This is a genomic window from Nonomuraea sediminis (assembly GCF_018531495.1).
Classification (GTDB): domain Bacteria; phylum Actinomycetota; class Actinomycetes; order Streptosporangiales; family Streptosporangiaceae; genus Nonomuraea; species Nonomuraea sediminis.
Genome location: NZ_JAHDTI010000022.1, coordinates 1 through 19,087, shown reverse-complemented (window position 1 = coordinate 19,087; position 19,087 = coordinate 1). Strand labels below are relative to the sequence as shown.

Genomic DNA, 19,087 nt, shown 5'->3' with positions numbered 1-19,087 from the left:
TGAGCGCGTCACTCATGTGGAGCATGTTCCAGCACGTCAGGCGGGTCAAGTGGGATGGCCCAAATGGGCCCCTGAACTGCTCGTTACGCGTTCGGCGAACCGAGGCATCTCGGGTCTGTGGCCACACCAATACGAAGCGGCTGACCTCGCCCATCGTGGCCGAAACGTGATCATTTCCACAGGTACGGCATCCGGGAAGTCTCTGGCGTACCTCGCCCCGGCGGTTGCCGCGTGCCTCGACGGCGGCACGGTGCTGTACCTGACGCCCACCAAGGCGCTGGCGGCCGACCAGCTCCGGTCGGTGCGGGAGCTCCGGATCACGCAGCTGCGGGCCGCCTGCTTCGACGGGGACACGCCCTTCGAGGAGCGGACATGGGTCCGCCAGCACGCCAACTACGTCCTGACAAATCCGGACATGCTCCATCGGAGTGTGCTGCCCCGGCACGCCCAGTGGTCGTCGTTCTTCCGGCGGCTGCGGCTGGTCGTCGTGGACGAGTGCCACGGTTACCGCGGGGTCTTCGGCTCGCACGTCGCCCAGATCCTGCGGCGGCTGCGCCGCGTCTGCGCCCGGTACGGCACGCGTCCCGTGTTCTTCCTCGCCTCCGCCACGGCGTCGGAGCCCGGGCTCTTCGGGCAACGCCTGACGGGGCTGGACATGGCGGAGGTGACCGAGGACGCCTCGCCCAGGGGTTCGACCACCATCGCCCTGTGGGAGCCGCCCCTGACGGACCTGCGCGGCGAAGGCGGCGCCCCCGTCCGCCGCACGGCCACCGCCGAGGCGGCCGACCTCCTGGCGGACCTCGTCCTCGCCGACGTCCGCACCCTCGCCTTCGTCCGCTCCCGCCGAGGCGCCGAAACGGTAGCCCTCTCAGCCCGAGCCAAACTCGCCGACACAGCCCTAGCCCTCTCCACACCCCCCTCCAACACCCCCACAACCCCCACCACGCCCCCCACAGCCCCCCTCCCGCCCCTCACACCCACCCCCACCCCACAACCCCACCCAGCGCCCCCCACCGCCACCCCAACACCCGCCAGCCCGGCGACCCCCCTCACCGAAGCCTCGGACACCCCCGACGCCAACCCACCGGAAACCCCCACAGAGGACGCCTCCAACCTCCCGAGCCCCACCGGCCCCACCTCTGGCGCCTCGCATGCCACCCGCACCCCTGGCGCCGGTACGGCGAGCACCCCAACGACGGAACCCAGCGCAACCCACACGGCGCCCAACCCCTCGCTCCGCCCCGCCACGGAAGCCACGGAAACCAGCGACACCCCGGGTACCCCCACGGAGAGCGCCCCCGGAGAGGCCGCGCCGTACATCGAGCCCGAGTGGGTCGAGTTGCCCAACAAGGTCGCCGCCTACCGCGCCGGCTACCTGGCCGAGGACCGCAGGCTGCTGGAGAAGGCCCTGCGGGCGGGCACCCTCATGGGCCTGGCCACCACGAACGCCCTCGAACTCGGCGTAGACGTCTCAGGCCTGGACGCGGTGCTCATAGCGGGCTGGCCGGGCACCCGGGCATCACTCTGGCAGCAGGCGGGCCGCGCGGGCCGCGACGGCCAGGACGCGCTCGCCGTACTGATCGCCCGGGACGACCCCCTGGACACGTATCTGGTCCACCACCCGCAGGCCCTTTTCGGACAGCCGGTGGAAGCCATCGTGCTCGACCCCACCAACCCGTACGTCCTGGGCCCGCACCTGTGCGCGGCCGCCGCCGAGATCCCCCTGACCGACGACGACCTGACGATCTTCGGCGACACGACCGGCGAGGTCCTGGACGGCCTGGTCACCGGCGGCCTGCTGCGCAAGCGCCCCGCCGGCTGGTTTTGGACACGGCGAGAGCGGGCTACCGACCTGGCCGATATCCGAGGCGGAGGCGGCGCGCCCATCCAGGTCGTCGAGTCCTCCACCGGACGTCTGCTGGGCAGCGTCGACGAGCCGTCCGCGCACACCACGGTGCACACCGGCGCCGTCTACCTGCACCAGGGCGAGACGTTCCTGGTCGAACAGCTCGACCTGGAGGAGGGCGTCGCGCTGGTGGCGGCCGCGGAGCCCGACTACTCCACCTTCGCCAGGGACGTCACGGAGATCTCGGTGCTCGCCTCGCTGCGCTCGCGCCCGCTCGGCTCCGGCAGCCTGCACTTCGGCGAGGTCGAGGTGACACGGCAGGTCGTCTCGTACCTCATGCGCCGCCTCCAGTCCGGCGAGGTGCTCGGCGACGAGCCGCTCGACCTCCCGCCGCGCACGCTACGCACCCGCGCGGTCTGGTGGACCCTGCCCGCCGACGAGGTGGCGGCGCTCGCCGACCGGGGCCTCGACCTCGGCGGCGCCGCCCACGCGGCAGAGCACGCCTCGATCGGCCTGCTACCGCTGTTCGCCACGTGCGACCGCTGGGACATCGGCGGCGTCTCGACCGAACTGCACGCGGACACGGGCCTGCTCACCGTCTTCGTGTACGACGGCCACGAAGGCGGCGCCGGCTTCGCCGAACGCGGCTACGCCCGGGCGACGGACTGGCTCACGGCCACCCGCGAAGCCATCGCCTCCTGCGAGTGCGACCGCGGCTGCCCCTCCTGCATCCAGTCCCCCAAATGCGGAAACGGCAACGACCCCCTGGACAAACAAGGCGCCCTCCACCTCCTCGCCACCCTCTTAACCCCCCACTAACGGCCCCCCATCGCAGCGGCAGCCGCCCGCCCCATTCCACACACCACGGCGCCCCCAACCTGGTACGGCAGGCCACCCGCCAAACCTGGTACGGCAGGCCACCCGCCCGCCCGTCACGCCCCAACCGCACCAGGAGCCCGCAAGACACCCGCAGAACCCCGCCCAGGAGGCGTCGTCACGGCGCCCGACCACGCACGGGTCAGCAAGCGTCCCCCTGGACATGCCCGACCCTGGTCGGCGACTGGCGGTAGAACGGCTCGCCGTACAAGATCACCTCAAGCCACCCAACCCCCACACCACCCGACCCCAGCCCCCACAAGAGCCCGCACCTCACGAAAGCCCCGCACTAGGTGGACGCCCGCCCACACACGAGCCCACCCCGCACGAAACTCGCACCATGTGGAAGCCTCGCACCACGCGCGAGCCACCACCTCACGAAAGCCCGCACCACACCCGAGCCCACCTCGCATGGGAACGCGCACCGCGTAGAAACCCACATCGCGCAGAAGCCCGCATCGCGCGAGCCGCACCGCATGGAAACCCGGCACCGGGTGAGATGCTCGCTGCGGGCGGTTAGCTTTCCTCGGAGCGGCGGGCGTAGGCGGGGTCGTCGTCGGCGGCCCAGAAGTCGCCGGGGGCGGGGCGCTCCCAGAAGCCGCTGTCCTCCATCGCGCGCGGCGTCGACGGCAGGTAGTCGTCCCAGCGGTCCTCGATCCGTACGGCGGGCGGCGTCACGGACCCTTCTGGCATCACGGTCACCGCCGAGCTCGGCAGGGCGATCCGGACGGGCTCAGGACGCCCCTCGGGGACGTCGACGGAGCTCAGGTAGCGCGGGAGCGCGGCGGGCTCCACACGCGCCTGCTCGGGCACCTTCGTCCGCGCCTCGTCCTTCGCCTGCGCTTCCTGGGCGTCGCTCGGCCCGGTGCCGGTGGTCCGGGTCTTGGCGACCGCCAGGACGACGGCGGGACGGCGCGGCGCGGTCGTGGTGGGCGGGACGCTCTCGGCGAATTTCGGCCCGTCGCCAGCGGGCGGCACGGCCACCGACGGCGCGGCAGCGGACCCACCGCCGCTCCCGGCCAGGGCCCGGCGGCGCGCCCAGGCTCCGCCGTGCGCGGCAAGCAGCAGGAGGATCAGTCCACCGGCGACATAGAGCCCGTACTGCCCGATGTTGCCCATCGGCGACTCCGACGACTGCGCCTTGACCTGCGAGTCGGCCGGGGTCGTCCCGGTCTTGCTCGAGTCCGGTGTCAGGCCGTCGTTGGTGCCCTCCGTCGCGGTCGGCAGCGGGAAGTTGCCCTTCGGGTCGGTGTTGGGCATGGCCGGCAGCTTGTCGGAGTTCTTGGGAACCGCCCGGTGCGTCGGGATGCCCGTCGGCACCGTGGCCTTCTTGTTGCCGTTGGGGAGGGTCGGCAGGTTCTGCGTGGTCGTCTTAGGAGACTGCTGCTGGTTCGTGGGACTCTTGGTCTTCTTCGGCTGCACCGCCGCCGGTGCCGGGATCGTCACGTACGCCGGGCTCGAGCTGCCCGAGGCGATCGACCCTCCGTCCCCGTCACCCCGGTACGCCTTGACCGTGAATCCGACCTTCTGCCCTTCGGCCTTGGCCGGTACGGCGAGCGTCGCCTTGCACGTGGCGCCGGAGCACGCGCTGTCGGCGCCGAGGCGGCCCACGATGCCGGACTGCGTGGTGGATACCTCGTAGGACTGGAGGTCGGGCTCCGAACCCTTGCTCCAGGTGACGACGATCTTGTCCTTGCCCTGCAGCTCGGCGTTCACGCCACTCGGTGTGGTGGCGGGCCGCTTGAGCTTGAACGTGCTCGTGGAGTAGGTCGATCCGGAGATCTCACCCTTGAGGGTCACGGTGAAGGTGCCGTTCGGCGCGCTGCCCGCGTCGAACGTGCCCGACAACGTCTGGTTCGCGCCGCCGCTTGCGATCTTCTGCTTGGGCGTGGACGGACCCTCGACGTACAGGCCCATGCTGAGCTGCATCATCCCGGTATGCGCGGAGATCGGCACGGAGCCGCTCGTGATCACCTGACCGTCCGACGGCGAGGTGATCTGTCCAGATTCGGCCTCGCGCACCGCGAGCTGGCCGGGCGCGGCCTGCCGCGCCGACACGGCAGCGTGAGCGGTGCCACCGAGCACGATGGCCCCTGCCACGACCACCGTCGCAGCCGTCATCCTGCCAACCACCGTCACGACGCTTCCCTCCATCGAAGGCCTCGCCGCCCGGCCACCCGCTCGGGGCACCCACGCGGCGACCGGAAGTGCAGTCCCCCGGCCGATACGATCAACGACCACCCCCGGCTCCGCACCCTAGCGAGCCGGCACCGGCATCTCCGGAATTCCGCCCCAGACGGCATGGACCGAGGGTAAGCGGCACCTTATGTGAGATATCCAACTCTTGGACACTGCGTCTAAGAAGTCGTGATTCGATTGCGACCTAGCCCCTTCTCCGTTACCTGAAACGTGCTCAAATGTGAGCCCGGGTCAGGCATCCACCGGTTGCCCGGTGACGGTCCCGGTCTGACCCACAGGCGTGGTGCCGGGTTCCTGGATCACCGCCCCGCGCCCAGCACGCTGGGTCTTACCGGGGCTCACACAGGCGTTTACGCTCTCCGCCCCACTGGCGGCGAGATCGAGCAGGTTACGGGCGGCGTTGACGTCCCGATCCAGGACCAGGCCGCAGGCGTCGCAGGTGAAGGTCCGCATCGCGAGGGTAAGGCTTGGCTTTCGCCACCCGCACGCCGAACACGTCTTGGAGGAGGGGTACCAGCGGTCGGCCACCATCAACCGTCCGCCGTTCCAGGTGGTCTTGTAGGTCAGCAGGCGGCGGGTGGTGCCGAACCCCTGATCGGCCACATGCCGGGCCAGCCGCTGGTTGGCCAGCATGCCGGTCACGTTCAGGTCTTCGACGACGACCGTCTCATACCGGGCGGCCAACACTGTGGTGGCCTGGTGCAGCGCATCAGCGCGCACGTTCGCGACACGGGCGTGGTGGCGGGCCAGCCGCGCGGCGGCCCTGGCCCGGTTCCGGCCGCCTTTGACGGTGCGGGAGTGGGCGCGCGAGAGGCGGCGGAGTTTCCGCAGGCCCGCCCCCAGCGGTTTCGGACCCGGAACCTCGACCACCACACCGGTGTCATCGACGCCGGTCAGCAACGTCTTGACGCCCAGGTCCACGCCGACCTTGCTGCCCGGACGGGCATGCCGGGCTGGGACGGTCCGCTCCACCTCAACGGTGAAGGAGACGAACCAGCGCTGCGCCGTCCGCGTCACCGTGGCCGACAAGATCCGGGCCGTCCCGGCCTGGAGGCGGCGGGCCAGCTTGCGCGTGGACTCGAACGTGCCGACCGTGCCCAGCCGGGGCAGGGTGACAGTGCGCCCCTCGCAGCGCATCGCCCCGGTGGAGAACCTGAAGGAGTCCTTGGCCTTGCCCCGCTTCTTGAACCGAGGGAAGCCGAGCTTTCTGCCCTTACGCCGGCCCCTCGTGGACTTGACGTAGTCGCGCAACGCCCGGTCCAGGTCGCGGAAGGCTTCCTGGTAGACGCACTTGGAGTTCTCGCTCCACCAGCCAAGCGCCAGATCTTGCTTCTTGGCGGCGTTCCACTGCTTGTGCAGCTCGGCCGCCGACCACACTTCTTCTCGGCGGCGTACCGGTCGTTGCAGCGGGCCAGGCCCCAGTTGTAGGCGAACCGGGAGGCCCCCGCATGCGAACGCAAGACCCGTTCCTGCGCCGGGGTCGGGTCGAGCGCGAACCGGTAGGCCTGGGTGACATTCACGCGCCGTCTCCGGATGTGGCGGCGGTGACCGCGCGCAGCGCCCGGTTGCGGGCCCCCCGGCGCCCATACAGCCGGGCGCACATCGACGTCAACACCTCGATCATGTCGCGCACCAGGTCGTCGGTGGTTTCGCCCGCGTCGGCCACGACCAGGCGACGACCGTGGGCGGCCAGCGCCGCTTCCAGGTATTCGACGCCGAACCGGGCCAGCCGGTCCCGGTGCTCGACCACGATCACAGCGGCGGCCGGGTCGGCAAGCAGCCGCATCAGCTTGGGGAGGCGGCCGTTCAGACCGGACCCGACCTCGGTCACCGATGCCACCACCGGCAGACCGGCGGTGGTGGCATAGGCGGTCAGCCGGGCGATCTGCCGGTCCAGGTCGGCGCGCTGGTCATGGGAGGAGACCCGCGCGTACAGCGTGGCCGCGCCCGATGCTGCGGCAGGCGGGTTGTCCACGATGATCGTGCCGGTGGGCAGACGATGAGCCGGGACGGGCATTCTGCCCTCCCGGAACCACCGGTATGCGGTCTGCGGATGAATCCCCTGCGACCGCGCCCATTCAGCAAGCTTCACAGGCTAACTCAAACACATGTTCGCTCACGTTCGCTTACATATTCTCGAACTCCAACGAACCCTCACCCTTATTAGCGATCACACCTTTCCCCGCCTACCACGACCGTCCGACTCATGCATCCGCAGCTCGCAACCCCTCACCCGCCTTGCCGCCCCTTCGCAACCTTCGCGAAACTGTCACGACGTAGCCCCAACACCGCCGCTCCTCCAGCGGCCATCTCGCCCATGACGCACACCTCATGCGTGAACCTCCGCGCCGCCGCCAGATGCGAGCCCGCGCCCCACGCGCTGACCGCCGCACCTGATCGCCGGACAACGAGAGTGATCCGAAACGGTGGATCTAACCTCATGCCCACCCGACAGAACTGAACGACCCGCGAACTGCACAAGCCGCGAACCGCGCGATTTGCGGCAACCTCCCGGAGCGGAGCGCCCGGAGGGCCGGAGATCGGACAGTCCCTCGGCAGACACTCATCCAGCCCCGTGCACCTGATCGCCTACGGCAGATTGCGTCGTCACGTGCAGACCGCCAGAAGGCGACTCCGAAGCACCAGGAGCACCGAAGGGAATTGTCCGATCTCCGGCCGACCCGGAGATCGGACCGTGAGGTCTCCTGGTTACGGCGGGAGGGCGGGGGCTGGTTGGGCGGGGCCTGCTCTTGCTCGGCCTGTTACCGTTCGCGGGCCCAGGGCGGGGATGGAGATCGTGATCGAGGTCCACACATCGGCTATCTCGTCGGTGATGGTGCACCGGTCGAGAGTCACGCCGTTCCGACGGGCGAGGTGGGCGGCTCGAGCACAGGCGCCCTCGGGATCGGCCAGCGCAAGGCGAGCGGCGGCCAAGGCGCTCAGGTCGGCAGCATCGTTGACCTTGTGACGAGCAACCCGGACAGCACCCACAGTGGCAGTGATCGTGGCAACCGCCATCAGCAGCGCCATAACCGCCACGCCCCACAGCGTCGCAGACCCGCGTTCTGTATCCGCCGAGGCAGCCCCACGTCCGGTGCCAATGCCACAGTCCGGGCAAGCGGAGCCGGTCCCACGGTCCTTGCCCGTCGAGGCGGTTCCACGACCATCGCACATCGAACGGCCGCCGCCAGTCGAGACGGTTCCACGATCTCTGCCGGTGGAGGCGCTCACGCGGTCCCTGCCGGCGGAAGTGATCCCACGGTCTTTGGTGGCGGTGGGCAAACTTCCTCCCGGGGCTCTGGTTCTATCGGGCGTGCATGGGCTATCTCGGCTGTCTGACCCTTGGACGGTCTCGACCTGGGGGTGGTCGGTGCCTGGGGGTTGGCGGTGCTGGGGCTTGGGGTTAGGGCTCTGTGTCGGTGGTGGCGGTGGCTGAGACTTGGATGGCTGGGAGTGTGGGGCCCCAGGCGGGGTAGACCTCGATTTTGATCTCGATCTTGGTGTGTTCTGGGTCGCGGGTTATGGAGATCTGGGCGTTCGGGCGGGTGGCGGCTTGGGCTGCGGCTCGGACCTGGTCCAGATCCTCGCCACGGGCCGCTGCTCGCGCTGCCGTACGGGCTGCATCGACGCATTCGAGGCGTATCCCTACAACCTGGATCACCCACAGCGCGGCCGCCAGGACCACCACGAGCGCCGGAAGTACCGCGGCCGTCTCCATGGTCACCGAGCCCCGTGAAGCCCGCCCACGCCGCCTCTGAGCCCTTCCAAGCGACACACAGAAAGCCGCCGCAGCCACCCCGCCTGAACTCGCTCCGCCCTCCGCGTGGGATGCCTTCCTCGCGCTCGCCACAGCTCCCGCGTCAGCACCCATGGCGGGCCCCCGTCCTCACGGCCGCCTCGGCGCTCGCGATGAAGCCTGCGTTAGTCGTGGTGGACCCCACGCGGACCTCTGCACTGGAAGCCACCCCAGCAATCGTCATGGCGCCTGCGTTAGCTGTCGTGATGGGAGGACCCATGGGAGCCGCAGCACCGGAAGCCACCAAGCAATCGCCGTGGCGCCCACCCCAATCGTCCCGGAGAGACTTACACGGACCTCAGCACTGGAAGCCACCCCAGCGCTCGCCGTGGCTCTTGCGCCAGTCCTCCCGGAGAGACCCACGCGGACCTCCGTACCGGAAGCCACCCCAGCAATCGCCGTGGCCCTTACGCCAGTCCTCCCGGAGAGACCCACGCGGACCTCCGTACTGGAAGCAACGCCGGCGCTCGTGCCGGAGCGTGCCTCGGTCTCGGTGTTGGAGGTCATGGGGTCTTCAGGGCTGGAGGGCATGAGGTTCTCGGTGTTGGAGGCAGACCGGTCGTCTGCGGTGGAGGTAGGGGATTTCTCGGAGGTTGGGAGTGTGGGGCTTGGTGTGTAGTGGGGGTCGGCCGCCGGGCCGGGGTGGCTCGGCGGGCCGACTTGGTGGAGGGGTGGGTCATCCGGCGGTCTTGAGGGCTCGGTCGATGAGTTTGGCGAGCATGTCGTGGACCTCTGGACTGCTGACCACCTTGAAGAGCAGGGCCGCGAAGGCGCAGGCGGCGATGGTGCCCACGGCGTACTCGGCGGTGGACATGCCTCGTTCCTGGTTGGTGGTCGTGTACATGATCAGGCGGGCCTTCCACCAGTGCCGCAGGCGCGTGGCCATCGACGATGGGCGGGGCTCCGGGCTGGGTGTGCGGGTGAGCAGGTCGTGCATCGGTGCCTCCCGGGTGCTCGGGCGCCGGGTCGTCCGGCGTTTGGGAGTCCAAGGGTCGTCGACGTGGCCATGGCGTCGCGGAGTCGAACGCCGCTCTGTGGACAACCCACCCTCGACCGGCCTGGCCTGTGGATAACCCGCCCGCGACCGACCACTCGGCATCAAGGGCAACAGCATCGGAGCGAGGGGGCCTGTGGAAACTGAGGGCTCTGAGGTCCTGAAGGTCTGAATGCCGGGATCGAGGGGTTACGGGAGGGTGATGGTGGAGGCCAGGCCTGCTACTACCGGGACGATGCCCAGGAGGACGAAGGCTGGGAGGAAGCAGAGGCCGAGGGGGGCTACGGCCTTGATGCCCACGGTGCGGGCCGTTGCGAGGGCGGCCGTGCGGGAGGCTTCTCGGGATTCGTTGGCCAGGCGGGTGAGGGCGTCGGCTACGGGGGCGCCGGTTTGGGCGGAGCGGCTCATGGTTCGGCCCAGGGGGGCCGTGGGTGGGTCTGTGGTCAGGTAGGTCCAGGTGGGGGCGGGATCGGCGCCCAGGCGGAGTTGGCTGCTGATCCAGGACAGGCGTTCGCCGAGTGGGCCTTTGATGGCGGTAGCGACTGTTTCTGTGGCTGTGGGGATGGGGTGGCCGGCTTGGAGGCAGGCGGCCATCAGGTCGGCGGCGAAAGGGAGGTCGGCGGTCAGGCGGGCGCGGGTCTGCTTGGATTCTGGGGATTCGCGGTGGCTGAGGATCAGGGTGGTCACGGTGAAGGCGACCCCGGCGGCCGCGATTCCGGGGATGCCGCCCACCAGGAGTCCGCAGGCGACGGCGATGGGGGTGGCCGTGGTGACCGTACGGCGGTCCGGCTTGCGTAGCGAGGCGAACGTGCGAGCGCTCTGCGCGGCCTTCGTCGGGCCGACGGGGTACGGCGGAGCCACCGGAGATCCGGGTGGGCCGGAGGACGTGGGATCCGGCCGGGTGGCGCCAGGTGGGAGAAGGCGGGTCAGGCGGCCCGCAGCGATCGGAGGTGGGATCCAGAGCCAGGTCGCGGCACAGGCGCAGAGCAGGGCGAGCAGGATCACGACGGGACGACTCCTCACGTCAGGTCACGAATGGGGGTGCGTTCGGGCGGGCAGTGCGCGGGAGGCGATCGGCAACGCACCGCCGACCACGGTCAGGGGGTGACGTCGTGGAGGGCTTGGGTGGTCATGCGGTGGGTCCACCACAGGCCGCAGGCGTCCAGGGCCGTCCCGGCGACCAGGCAGGCCAGCCCGGGAAGGCTGCCGAAGAGGAACCCGAGCGGATGCATCCCCAGCCCCGCCCCCATGAGGAGCCCGAGCGCCGGAAGTACCGCGAGCATGCGGGCCGTGGCACGAGGGCCCGCCAGTTGGGCGGCCACGTCCTGGCGGTGGGACTCGGCGTGCCGCAGGGTCGTCGCCACGCGTTCCACCAGGGCCGCCAGGCCGGCTCCCGCGGTCACGCTGACGTTCCAGCAGGCGGCCAGGCGGCGCAGGCCCTCACCGCCAGCGCCGGGGGCGAGGGCGAGCAAGGCCGCGGACACGTCGCCGCCGTCGCGGGCCGCGGCCAGCAGCGGACGCGGGGACGCAGGGTCGGGGAAACCGACCGCACCCACAGCCCTGGCCATCGCCTCCCCGGGAGTACGGCCGGCGGCCAGCTCGGCGGACAACGCCTGGCACAGCTCGATCGAAGCCCGCCGCCAGACCTCCGCCCGCCGGGAACGACTCGGCCGCCGCACCAGGGACGTAAACCGAAATTTCCGGCGTCCCGGCACCAGCCCCGCCAACCGCACAGCAGCCGCATCCGGCCCCGTCCACACCCAGACGGCCACCCCGGCCAGCAGCGCGACGATCACCATCCCCCCACCCGCTCCCGCAGGGCCGCATACCCGGAGCCGACCCGCATCCCCCCATCCACCCCGAACGCCAGCGCGGGAACCGCCTCAACGAACCCACCCGACCCCCGCCCCAGCAGGCAAACCTCCGAAACCCTCCGACGCCCGCCCGCACGGGACAGGTGGATCACCACATCCAGCGCGGCGGCCAGCTGGCTGTGCACCGCCTCCCTGCTCAGCCCGGCCGCACACCCGAGAGCCTCCAACCGGGCAGGCACATCACCCGCCGCATTGGCGTGAAGAGTCCCGCACCCGCCCTCGTGCCCGGTGTTCAACGCGGCCAGGAGATCCACGACCTCCGACCCACGCACCTCCCCCACGACCACCCGATCGGGCCGCATCCGCAGCGCCTGCCGTACGAGGTCGCGCAGCCCCACCCCGCCCGCCCCCTCGAGGTTGGCCGGGCGGGACTCGAGCCGGACCACGTGCGGATGCGCGGGACGCAGCTCCGCCGAGTCCTCCACCAGCAGGATCCGCTCGCCCGGGTCGGCCAGCGAGAGCAGGGCCGACAGCAGGGTCGTCTTGCCCGTGCCGGTGCCCCCGGTCACCAGGAACGCCAGCCGCGCCGACACCACGGCGGACAGCACCTCGAGAGCAGGACCGTCCACCAGGTCAGGAAGCGAGAACGTGCGCCGCGGCGGCAGCCGGAGCGACACGCACGTGCCCCCCGAGGCCACAGGCGGCAGCACCGCGTGCAGCCGGACCCCGCCGGCGAGCCTGGCGTCCACGTACGGCGAGGCGTCGTCGAGCCGCCGCCCGGCCGCGGCCGCCAGACGCTGGGCCAGCCGCCGGACCGCGCCGTCGTCGGGAAACGTCACAGTGGTCCGCCGCAGGCCGTGCCCGTCGTCGACCCAGACCTCGCGCGGCCCGTTCACCAGGACGTCGGTCACCTCAGGCTCGGCCAGCAGCGGCTCGAGCGGCCCCGCGCCGATCAGGTCGGCGCACAGCGCCCTGGCCACGGCCAGGATCTCGGCGTCGCCGTACACAGAACGCTCGGCCCGCAGCGCCACGGCGACCTGGGCGGCGCTCGGCTCGACGCCCGCCCTGGCCAGCCGTACCCGGACCGCCTCGACCAGCTCGGGAGAGATCATGAGCGCAGCAGGGACGAGCAGAGGCCGCCCAGGACGGTACGCGGGCCGAGCCGGGGCAGCTCGCCGCGGTTGAGCGTGGCCGTGAGCCGGGGCTGGTCGGGGAGGTGACCGGCGAGCGGGATGCCGAGCGAGCCGGTCACCGCCTCCTCGTCGAGCACGCCGGGCCTGATGACGGCCCGCACGTCGGCCGTGTGGCGGCTGACCTCGCCGAGCACCTGGGCGGCGGCCAGCACGCCGCGGACGTCGGCGGTGACCACGAGGTAGGTGTCGTCGGCCCGGCCGAGCGCCTCGATCGCGGCCGGGTCGAGATGGCGCGGCAGGTCGGCCACGACCAGGTCGAAGCCGCGCTGCCCGGCTTCGAGCACCGAGCGCATGGCCTGGGCGGGAATGGCGTGCACCTCGCCGCGGTGGAAGGAGAGCACGGCCAGGTCGCCGAAGGACGGCAGGGCGGCGCGCAACGCGGACGAGCCGACCCTGCCCTCGCGCGAGACCAGGTCGGCCCAGCGCGCGCCGGTGGACTCCTCCCTGCCGAGCAGCGCGTCGATGCCGCCGCCGAGCGGATCGGCGTCGACCAGCAGCGTGCGCAGCCCGTCGGCGGAGGCGCGCAGCGCCAGGCAGGCCGACAGCACGCTGGCCCCCACCCCGCCGCGCCCGCCGATCACGCAGATCACCTCGCCGGAACGCGGCTCGGGCTCCATGGCGTCGGCGAACTCCTCCACCAGCCGCCGCTCGCCCTCGGGGAGGTCGACCACGCCCTGGGCGCCCACCGCCACGCAGCGGCGCCAGACGTCGGGCTCCGCGCCCTGGCGGGTCACCACCAGCACCCTGTCGCGGGCGGGCGGCGCGGCCGCGGCCACCGCCTCGGCCTGGTCGCCGCCGACCACGACCAGCGGCGCGAGGTTCCAGAACGGGCGGGCGTGCGCGGGCGCGTCGCAGACGTCGAGCGTGGTGCCCGCGGCCGCGGCGATGCGGACCAGGTCGTCGAGCAGCTCGCGATCCTCGGTGATGACCAGTGGACGGTTCATGGCCCACACGATGCGCCGGCCGGGCACGGCTGCGGTGAGCCGAGCGGCGTTCTGTGGACAGCCGCGGACCCTGTGGAAAAAAGGGGCGACCCCCGCCGGGGGGGAGAGCGGGGGTCGCCTGACCGGTCCGGCTCCGGGGGGGTAGAGCCGGTCCCGTTTCAGAAGAAAGCTTTCAACACTTGACCAGAGCATGGCAAGGGACTTGCAAAGCTATCCCGTGCACAGTCGCTCCAGTTTCGGGAGATACCCCCGTATGCTGCCCGATCGACTCGAGTTTCGTCGAGGAGCAATCTCGTATTTTCGCCAAGTTTTTTCGCCGCCCCATAACGATCACATAAAGGCGGTTACGGAGCGTGATGGGCGCGGTGGCGGTCCACACCCGGGTAAAGGTCTTGGTGCCAGGGGTTCCCATCAGGGCGAATCCGTCGTAGAAAGGTGACACGGACCACTTGTCCGGGTGCGTCAGCCGGGCACCCACGCGCGACCAGCCGCGGGAGGCGCGTCGAGACGGGCTTGACCCGATCCGACGAATACAGGTGCACGCTTGGTAACCCGGTGTGACGCACCGGCAGACGGCGTCTCTCTCCGAGGCGCCGTCAGCTATGCCCTCAACCCCGCTGGAGCGCCTCGCAGATGGCCGTCGCCTCGCGCACGCCCAGGGTGACCGCTGAGGCACATTGCTGTACCCATCGCGCCACGCCCTCGCGCGTCCCCGTGCGATAGGCCTCCAGCCCCTCCTCGTAGGGCAGCTCCAGATGCCCGACCTCCACGACGGCCAGCGACTTCGGGTCGAGCCCGTACTCCACCAGCGTCAGCCGCTCGGCGGCCCGCGCGACGACCCCGTCGGCGCTCCCGAACGGCCGCACCACGGCCAGCTCCGCGTGCACGATCGCCGCCAGTACCAGCGCCGGCGCCTTGGTGGGCGCCTCGAGCAGCTCGAACAGGCCGTTCATCCGCTCGGGCGACGACGTGGGCCGACCGAGCTCCGACTCGTCCACCAGGCCCGCCGCGGCCACGCTGTGCAACCGCGCGAGCACCTGCCTGGGCGCGCGCCGCCACGTGGACCCCAGCCGCCCGAGCTCCGCGGACGCCCGCAACGCGCCCTGCACCACAGGATCGCGCACCTCGTCCCGCCGCAGCGCGTCGAGCGCCACGTCGGCCCCCTCGATCGCCGCCGACGCCCGCGCGCCGCGCAGCGACGACTCCGCCGAGACGGCGGGGCTCGCGCGCCGCAGCACACGATGCCGGTACAGCCTGTCGACGGCCTGCCGCGCCTCGTCCACCGCGTCCTCGACGCCGGGCAACCGCGCGATGACGGCCAGGGGATCGCTCACAGCTCGACCCTACCGGCCAGTACAGACCTCTCTCCTAAGAGGTACGGCAAGGCCACGCCCACCGGCCGCCCGCCGCACTCCGGCCGGGGACCCGCGACCGGCGCTTCCGGCGAGTCGATGACACTTGCCCGCCGCCACGCCGCCGACAACCCATCCGAGCGCGCTTACGACCCGCCCGCCGTACCGCAGATCAATGGGGGCCCATAATGGACCCCAATTGGCCCGTTCCATCTTTATCGGATTTCAGGATTACAACGGTTTAATCGCAGTTGTCATGCCATCTGGTAAGCGAACCGGTCAGATCGCCCTCAGGTACGGACCTGTCTAGACCTCTTGTGTCCGGAGCCCGTGAGCTGGTGAAGTGAGACACGACCTATCCCATCTGGCCATAGAAGGAGCACGAAGTGGCCCCGGAGACCCCTGGCACCGAGACCCAGGCGCTGTCCAACCTGCTGCAGGAGAACCGCCGGTTCGCACCACCGGCCAACCTGGCAGCGGCCGCGAACGTGACCGCCGCCGCGTACGACGAGGCGGCCGCCGATCGGCTCGCCTTCTGGGAGCGCGCTGCCGACCGGCTGACCTGGGCCAAGAGATGGGACACCACGCTGGAGTGGAACGCCCCCTTCTCCAAGTGGTTCGTGGGCGGGCAGCTCAACGTCGCCTACAACTGTGTCGACCACCATGTTGAGGCGGGAAACGGCGACAAGGTCGCCTACTTCTGGGAGGGCGAGCCCGGCGACAGCCGTACCCTCACCTATGCCGACCTGCAGTGTGAGGTCAACAAGGCCGCCAACGCGCTGACCGAGCTGGGCGTGGGCCAGGGCGACAGGGTCGCGATCTACATGCCGATGATCCCCGAGCTGCCGATCTCGATGCTGGCCTGCGCCCGCATCGGCGCGATCCACTCGGTGGTCTTCGGCGGGTTCTCCGCCAGCGCGCTGCAGAGCCGCATCGAGGACGCCGACGCCAAGCTGGTCATCACGGCCGACGGCGGCTACCGCAGGGGCAACCCGAGCGCGCTCAAGCCGACGGTGGACGAGGCCGTGGCCAACACCCCGAGCATCCAGCACGTCCTGGTGGTGAAGCGGACGAACCAGGAGATCGCCGTCAACGAGCGCGACGTCTTCTGGGACGACATCGTCGAGCGCCAGAGCGACCAGCACGTGGCCGAGCCGCACGACGCCGAGCACCCGCTGTACATCCTCTACACCAGCGGCACGACGGGTAAGCCGAAGGGCATCCTGCACACCACCGGCGGCTACCTGACCCAGACCGCCTGGACGCACCACGCCGTCTTCGACCTCAAGCCCGACAGCGACATCTACTGGTGCACGGCCGACATCGGCTGGGTGACCGGCCACTCCTACATCGTCTACGGCCCGCTGGCCAACGGCGCCACCAGCGTCATCTACGAGGGCACCCCCGACACCCCGCACCGCGGCCGGTTCTGGGAGCTCGTGCAGAAGTACAAGATCACGATCCTGTACACCGCGCCCACGGCCATCAGGACGTTCATGAAGTGGGGCGACGACATCCCCGCGAAGTACGACATGTCCAGCCTGCGGATCCTGGGCTCCGTCGGCGAGCCGATCAACCCCGAGGCCTACGTCTGGTACCGCGAGCACATCGGCCACGACCGCTGCCCGGTGGTCGACACCTGGTGGCAGACCGAGACCGGCGCCATCATGATCAGCCCGCTGCCCGGCGTGACGTCCGGCAAGCCGGGCGCCGCGATGAAGCCGCTGCCGGGCATCGTCGCCGACGTCGTGGACGACCAGGGCAACAGCGTCCCCAACGGGGGCGGCGGCTTCCTGGTGGTCAAGGAGCCGTGGCCGTCGATGCTGCGCACGATCTGGGGCGACGACCAGCGATACATCGACACCTACTGGTCGCGCTTCGACGGCATGTACTTCCCCGGCGACGGCGCCAAGAAGGACGAGGACGGCGACCTGTGGCTGCTCGGCCGCGTCGACGACGTCATGCTCGTCTCCGGCCACAACATCTCCACCACTGAGGTCGAGTCGGCCCTGGTCAGCCACCCCAAGGTCGCCGAGGCGGCCGTGGTCGGCGCCACCGACCCGGTCACCGGCCAGGCGATCGTCAGCTTCGTGATCCTGCGCGGCACAGCGGAGGAGAGCGACGACATCGCCACCGACCTGCGCAACCACGTGGCCAAGACGCTCGGCCCGATCGCCAAGCCGCGCCAGATCCTGGTGGTGCCCGAGCTGCCGAAGACCCGCTCCGGCAAGATCATGCGCCGCCTGCTGCGCGACGTCGCGGAGAACCGCAGCGTCGGCGACGTCACCACGCTGGCCGACAGCACGGTGATGAACCTCATCTCGGAGAAGCTCCCCTCCGCCAAGTCCGAGGACTAGTACGGCGAGCCACCCGAAGCCCGCGTCCCCCACAGGGACGCGGGCTTCTCAGCGCGCAGACCCAGGCCGCCCCGGGCCTCCGATGGGCTGCCCGCGCCGGACACTTTGCAGTCCCATGGAGCTATGAAGCCGCACATCCAGGCACATAGCGGTTATGGGTTGCCTGTTCGCAGCGTTCGCCGGGTTCTTTCCTCGCATCGCGGTAGTCATGATCTGGATCGCTCGACCCGCGTTGGTCAACGCCGCCTTCTCCAGCTGGTTCTTCACGGTGCTCGGCATCATCTTCCTGCCGTTCACGACCCTGATCTACGTGATCCTCTACACCCCGGGGTTCGGCCTGCGTGGCTGGGACTGGTTCTGGATCATCCTCGCCGTCTGCTTCGACTTGGCGCACTGGGCGGCCAACGTCTCGCAGCGTCGCCAGATCCCCGGCTACCCCGGGCACTGACGCGTGGCCCGGAGTGTGCTCGGTCGGGTGGAGCCGGCTCGGCCACCGGGCCCTCGAGCGCCGACTCCAGCACGGTCGTGATCGCGTCCCGGTCGAGGGGGCCGACCTCGATGCGTTCCGCCCCGCCTTCCCGCCAGAGGGAGGTGACCGCGTCGGGGCACGGCTCGCCTGTGCGGACCGTGACGAGCAGCCGCGTCCCGCCCTCGGCCGGCTGGGGCAGCAACGCGGCGGACGCCGCGTCGAGCAGGTGCGCGTCGTCGACGACCAGTGCGCTGCCCGCCACGTCTCGTACGGCCGTGGCCGCCCAGCCGCGGATGCGCCCGATCTCCGCCGCCCGTCCCGCGATCGGCCATACAGGCGACATGGCTGTGAATTCTAGGAGCGACAGGCGCGGCCGAGTGGACGGTCGCTCGGATCGCCGGAGGCTCTACTCTGGCCACATGGCGAAGCCCGAGACACGGCTGGGTTTGGTACGGCGAGCACGCCGGATGAATCGGATCCTGGCGGACACCTACCCCGACGCCCACTGCGAGCTGGACTTCGGCAGCCCGCTCGAGCTCCTGGTCGCGACCATCCTGTCGGCCCAGTGCACCGACAAGCGGGTCAACATGGTGACCCCCATCCTGTTCGCGAAGTATCCGACGGTCGAGGACTACGCCGCGGCCGACAGGACCGAGATGGAAGAGATCATCAAGTCCACCGGGTTCTTCCGCGCCAAGACCAACAGCATCATCGGCATGGCCCAAGCCGTCTGCGACCAGCATGGCGGCGTGGTGCCCGACAAGCTGAAGGACCTGGTCAAACTGCCGGGCGTGGGCCGCAAGACCGCCAACGTGGTGCTCGGCAACGCCTTCGGCGTCCCTGGCCTGACCGTCGACACCCACTTCCAGCGCCTGGTGAGGCGCTTCGGCTGGACCGACGAGACCGACCCCGTCAAGATCGAGCACATCGTGGGCGAGCTGATCCCCAAGCGCGAGTGGACGGTCTTCTCCCACCGGGTGATCTGGCACGGGCGGCGCATCTGCCACTCGCGCAAGCCCGCCTGCGGCGTCTGCCCGCTGGCCGCGCTGTGCCCGTCGTTCGGCACCGGCCCCACGGGCGCCGACGAGGCCAGGAAGCTCGTCAGGTCAGGGCCGTTCTCTTGACGTGCTCCTCCGCATGAATGTGGAGGATTCCTGTGCTGCTTACGCAGCAGCTCGCAGCGCGGGCGCGGGCGAGACTGTGGGACAGGATGCTTGACGCTTCACAGGCCCCGGTATCCCGGAGTC

At 70.5% G+C, this 19,087-nt stretch carries 15 protein-coding genes and 1 pseudogene; 4 read left to right on the top strand and 12 right to left on the bottom strand.

All coding sequences use genetic code 11. From position 1 onward, the window contains the following. The first annotated feature begins 166 nt into the window (after positions 1-166). Entirely contained in the window at positions 167-2,665 is a 2,499-nt protein-coding gene (locus KIK09_RS52895; RefSeq protein WP_308164828.1) for a DEAD/DEAH box helicase, read from the top strand. A 573-nt stretch (positions 2,666-3,238) separates the two neighbouring features. Here KIK09_RS52895 and KIK09_RS52890 read toward each other — a convergent pair. The 12 genes and pseudogenes from KIK09_RS52890 to KIK09_RS52840 form a co-directional block, all read right to left on the bottom strand. Further along, a complete protein-coding gene (locus KIK09_RS52890) occupies positions 3,239-4,843 on the bottom strand; it encodes a hypothetical protein (RefSeq protein ID WP_214327214.1) in 1,605 nt (534 codons plus the stop codon). A gap of 309 nt (positions 4,844-5,152) precedes the next feature. Continuing rightward, positions 5,153-6,298: an IS607 family element RNA-guided endonuclease TnpB gene (tnpB, locus tag KIK09_RS52885; RefSeq protein ID WP_214327213.1), complete on the bottom strand. Its 1,146-nt coding sequence runs from the start codon at positions 6,296-6,298 to the stop codon at positions 5,153-5,155. Between the two features lie 59 nt (positions 6,299-6,357). Next, positions 6,358-6,441 (bottom strand): annotated as a pseudogene (locus KIK09_RS60455) (helix-turn-helix domain-containing protein); the annotation flags it as partial. Continuing rightward, entirely contained in the window at positions 6,438-7,013 is a 576-nt protein-coding gene (locus tag KIK09_RS52880; protein WP_214327212.1) for an IS607 family transposase, read from the bottom strand. The gene KIK09_RS52880 and the pseudogene KIK09_RS60455, both read right to left, overlap by 4 nt. A 617-nt stretch (positions 7,014-7,630) precedes the next feature. Then, a complete protein-coding gene (locus tag KIK09_RS60450) occupies positions 7,631-8,095 on the bottom strand; it encodes an Rv3654c family TadE-like protein (protein ID WP_308164839.1) in 465 nt (154 codons plus the stop codon). Positions 8,096-8,324: 229 nt separating this feature from the next. Beyond that, positions 8,325-8,639, bottom strand: coding sequence for a TadE family type IV pilus minor pilin (locus tag KIK09_RS52870; protein WP_214327323.1), 315 nt, complete (start codon positions 8,637-8,639; stop codon positions 8,325-8,327). A 754-nt stretch (positions 8,640-9,393) separates the two neighbouring features. Beyond that, complete coding sequence (locus tag KIK09_RS60445; RefSeq protein WP_308164827.1) at positions 9,394-9,654, bottom strand: DUF4244 domain-containing protein; 261 nt, start codon at positions 9,652-9,654, stop codon at positions 9,394-9,396. Positions 9,655-9,900: 246 nt separating this feature from the next. Next, positions 9,901-10,572, bottom strand: a complete 672-nt coding sequence (locus KIK09_RS52860) for a type II secretion system F family protein (RefSeq protein ID WP_308164826.1) — start codon at positions 10,570-10,572, stop codon at positions 9,901-9,903. 236 nt (positions 10,573-10,808) lie between these two features. Then, a complete protein-coding gene (locus tag KIK09_RS52855; protein ID WP_214327210.1) occupies positions 10,809-11,510 on the bottom strand; it encodes a type II secretion system F family protein in 702 nt (233 codons plus the stop codon). After that, positions 11,504-12,637, bottom strand: coding sequence for a TadA family conjugal transfer-associated ATPase (locus KIK09_RS52850; RefSeq protein ID WP_214327209.1), 1,134 nt, complete (start codon positions 12,635-12,637; stop codon positions 11,504-11,506). The genes KIK09_RS52855 and KIK09_RS52850 overlap by 7 nt, the downstream gene beginning before the upstream one ends. After that, complete coding sequence (ssd, locus tag KIK09_RS52845) at positions 12,634-13,662, bottom strand: septum site-determining protein Ssd (protein ID WP_214327208.1); 1,029 nt, start codon at positions 13,660-13,662, stop codon at positions 12,634-12,636. The genes KIK09_RS52850 and ssd overlap by 4 nt, the downstream gene beginning before the upstream one ends. A 608-nt stretch (positions 13,663-14,270) precedes the next feature. After that, a complete protein-coding gene (locus KIK09_RS52840; RefSeq protein WP_214327207.1) occupies positions 14,271-14,996 on the bottom strand; it encodes a Fic family protein in 726 nt (241 codons plus the stop codon). A gap of 404 nt (positions 14,997-15,400) precedes the next feature. On the opposite strand from KIK09_RS52840, the gene acs reads away from it, so the two are divergent. From acs to nth, 3 genes are all read left to right on the top strand, one after another. After that, positions 15,401-17,371 carry an acetate--CoA ligase gene (acs, locus tag KIK09_RS52835; RefSeq protein ID WP_214327206.1) on the top strand — a complete coding sequence of 657 codons (1,971 nt, stop codon included), beginning with the start codon at positions 15,401-15,403 and terminating at the stop codon, positions 17,369-17,371. Between the two features lie 208 nt (positions 17,372-17,579). After that, positions 17,580-17,819, top strand: a complete 240-nt coding sequence (locus tag KIK09_RS52830) for a hypothetical protein (protein WP_214327205.1) — start codon at positions 17,580-17,582, stop codon at positions 17,817-17,819. Between the two features lie 440 nt (positions 17,820-18,259). Further along, a complete protein-coding gene (nth, locus tag KIK09_RS52825; protein ID WP_214327204.1) occupies positions 18,260-18,964 on the top strand; it encodes an endonuclease III in 705 nt (234 codons plus the stop codon). Positions 18,965-19,087 lie beyond the last annotated feature (123 nt).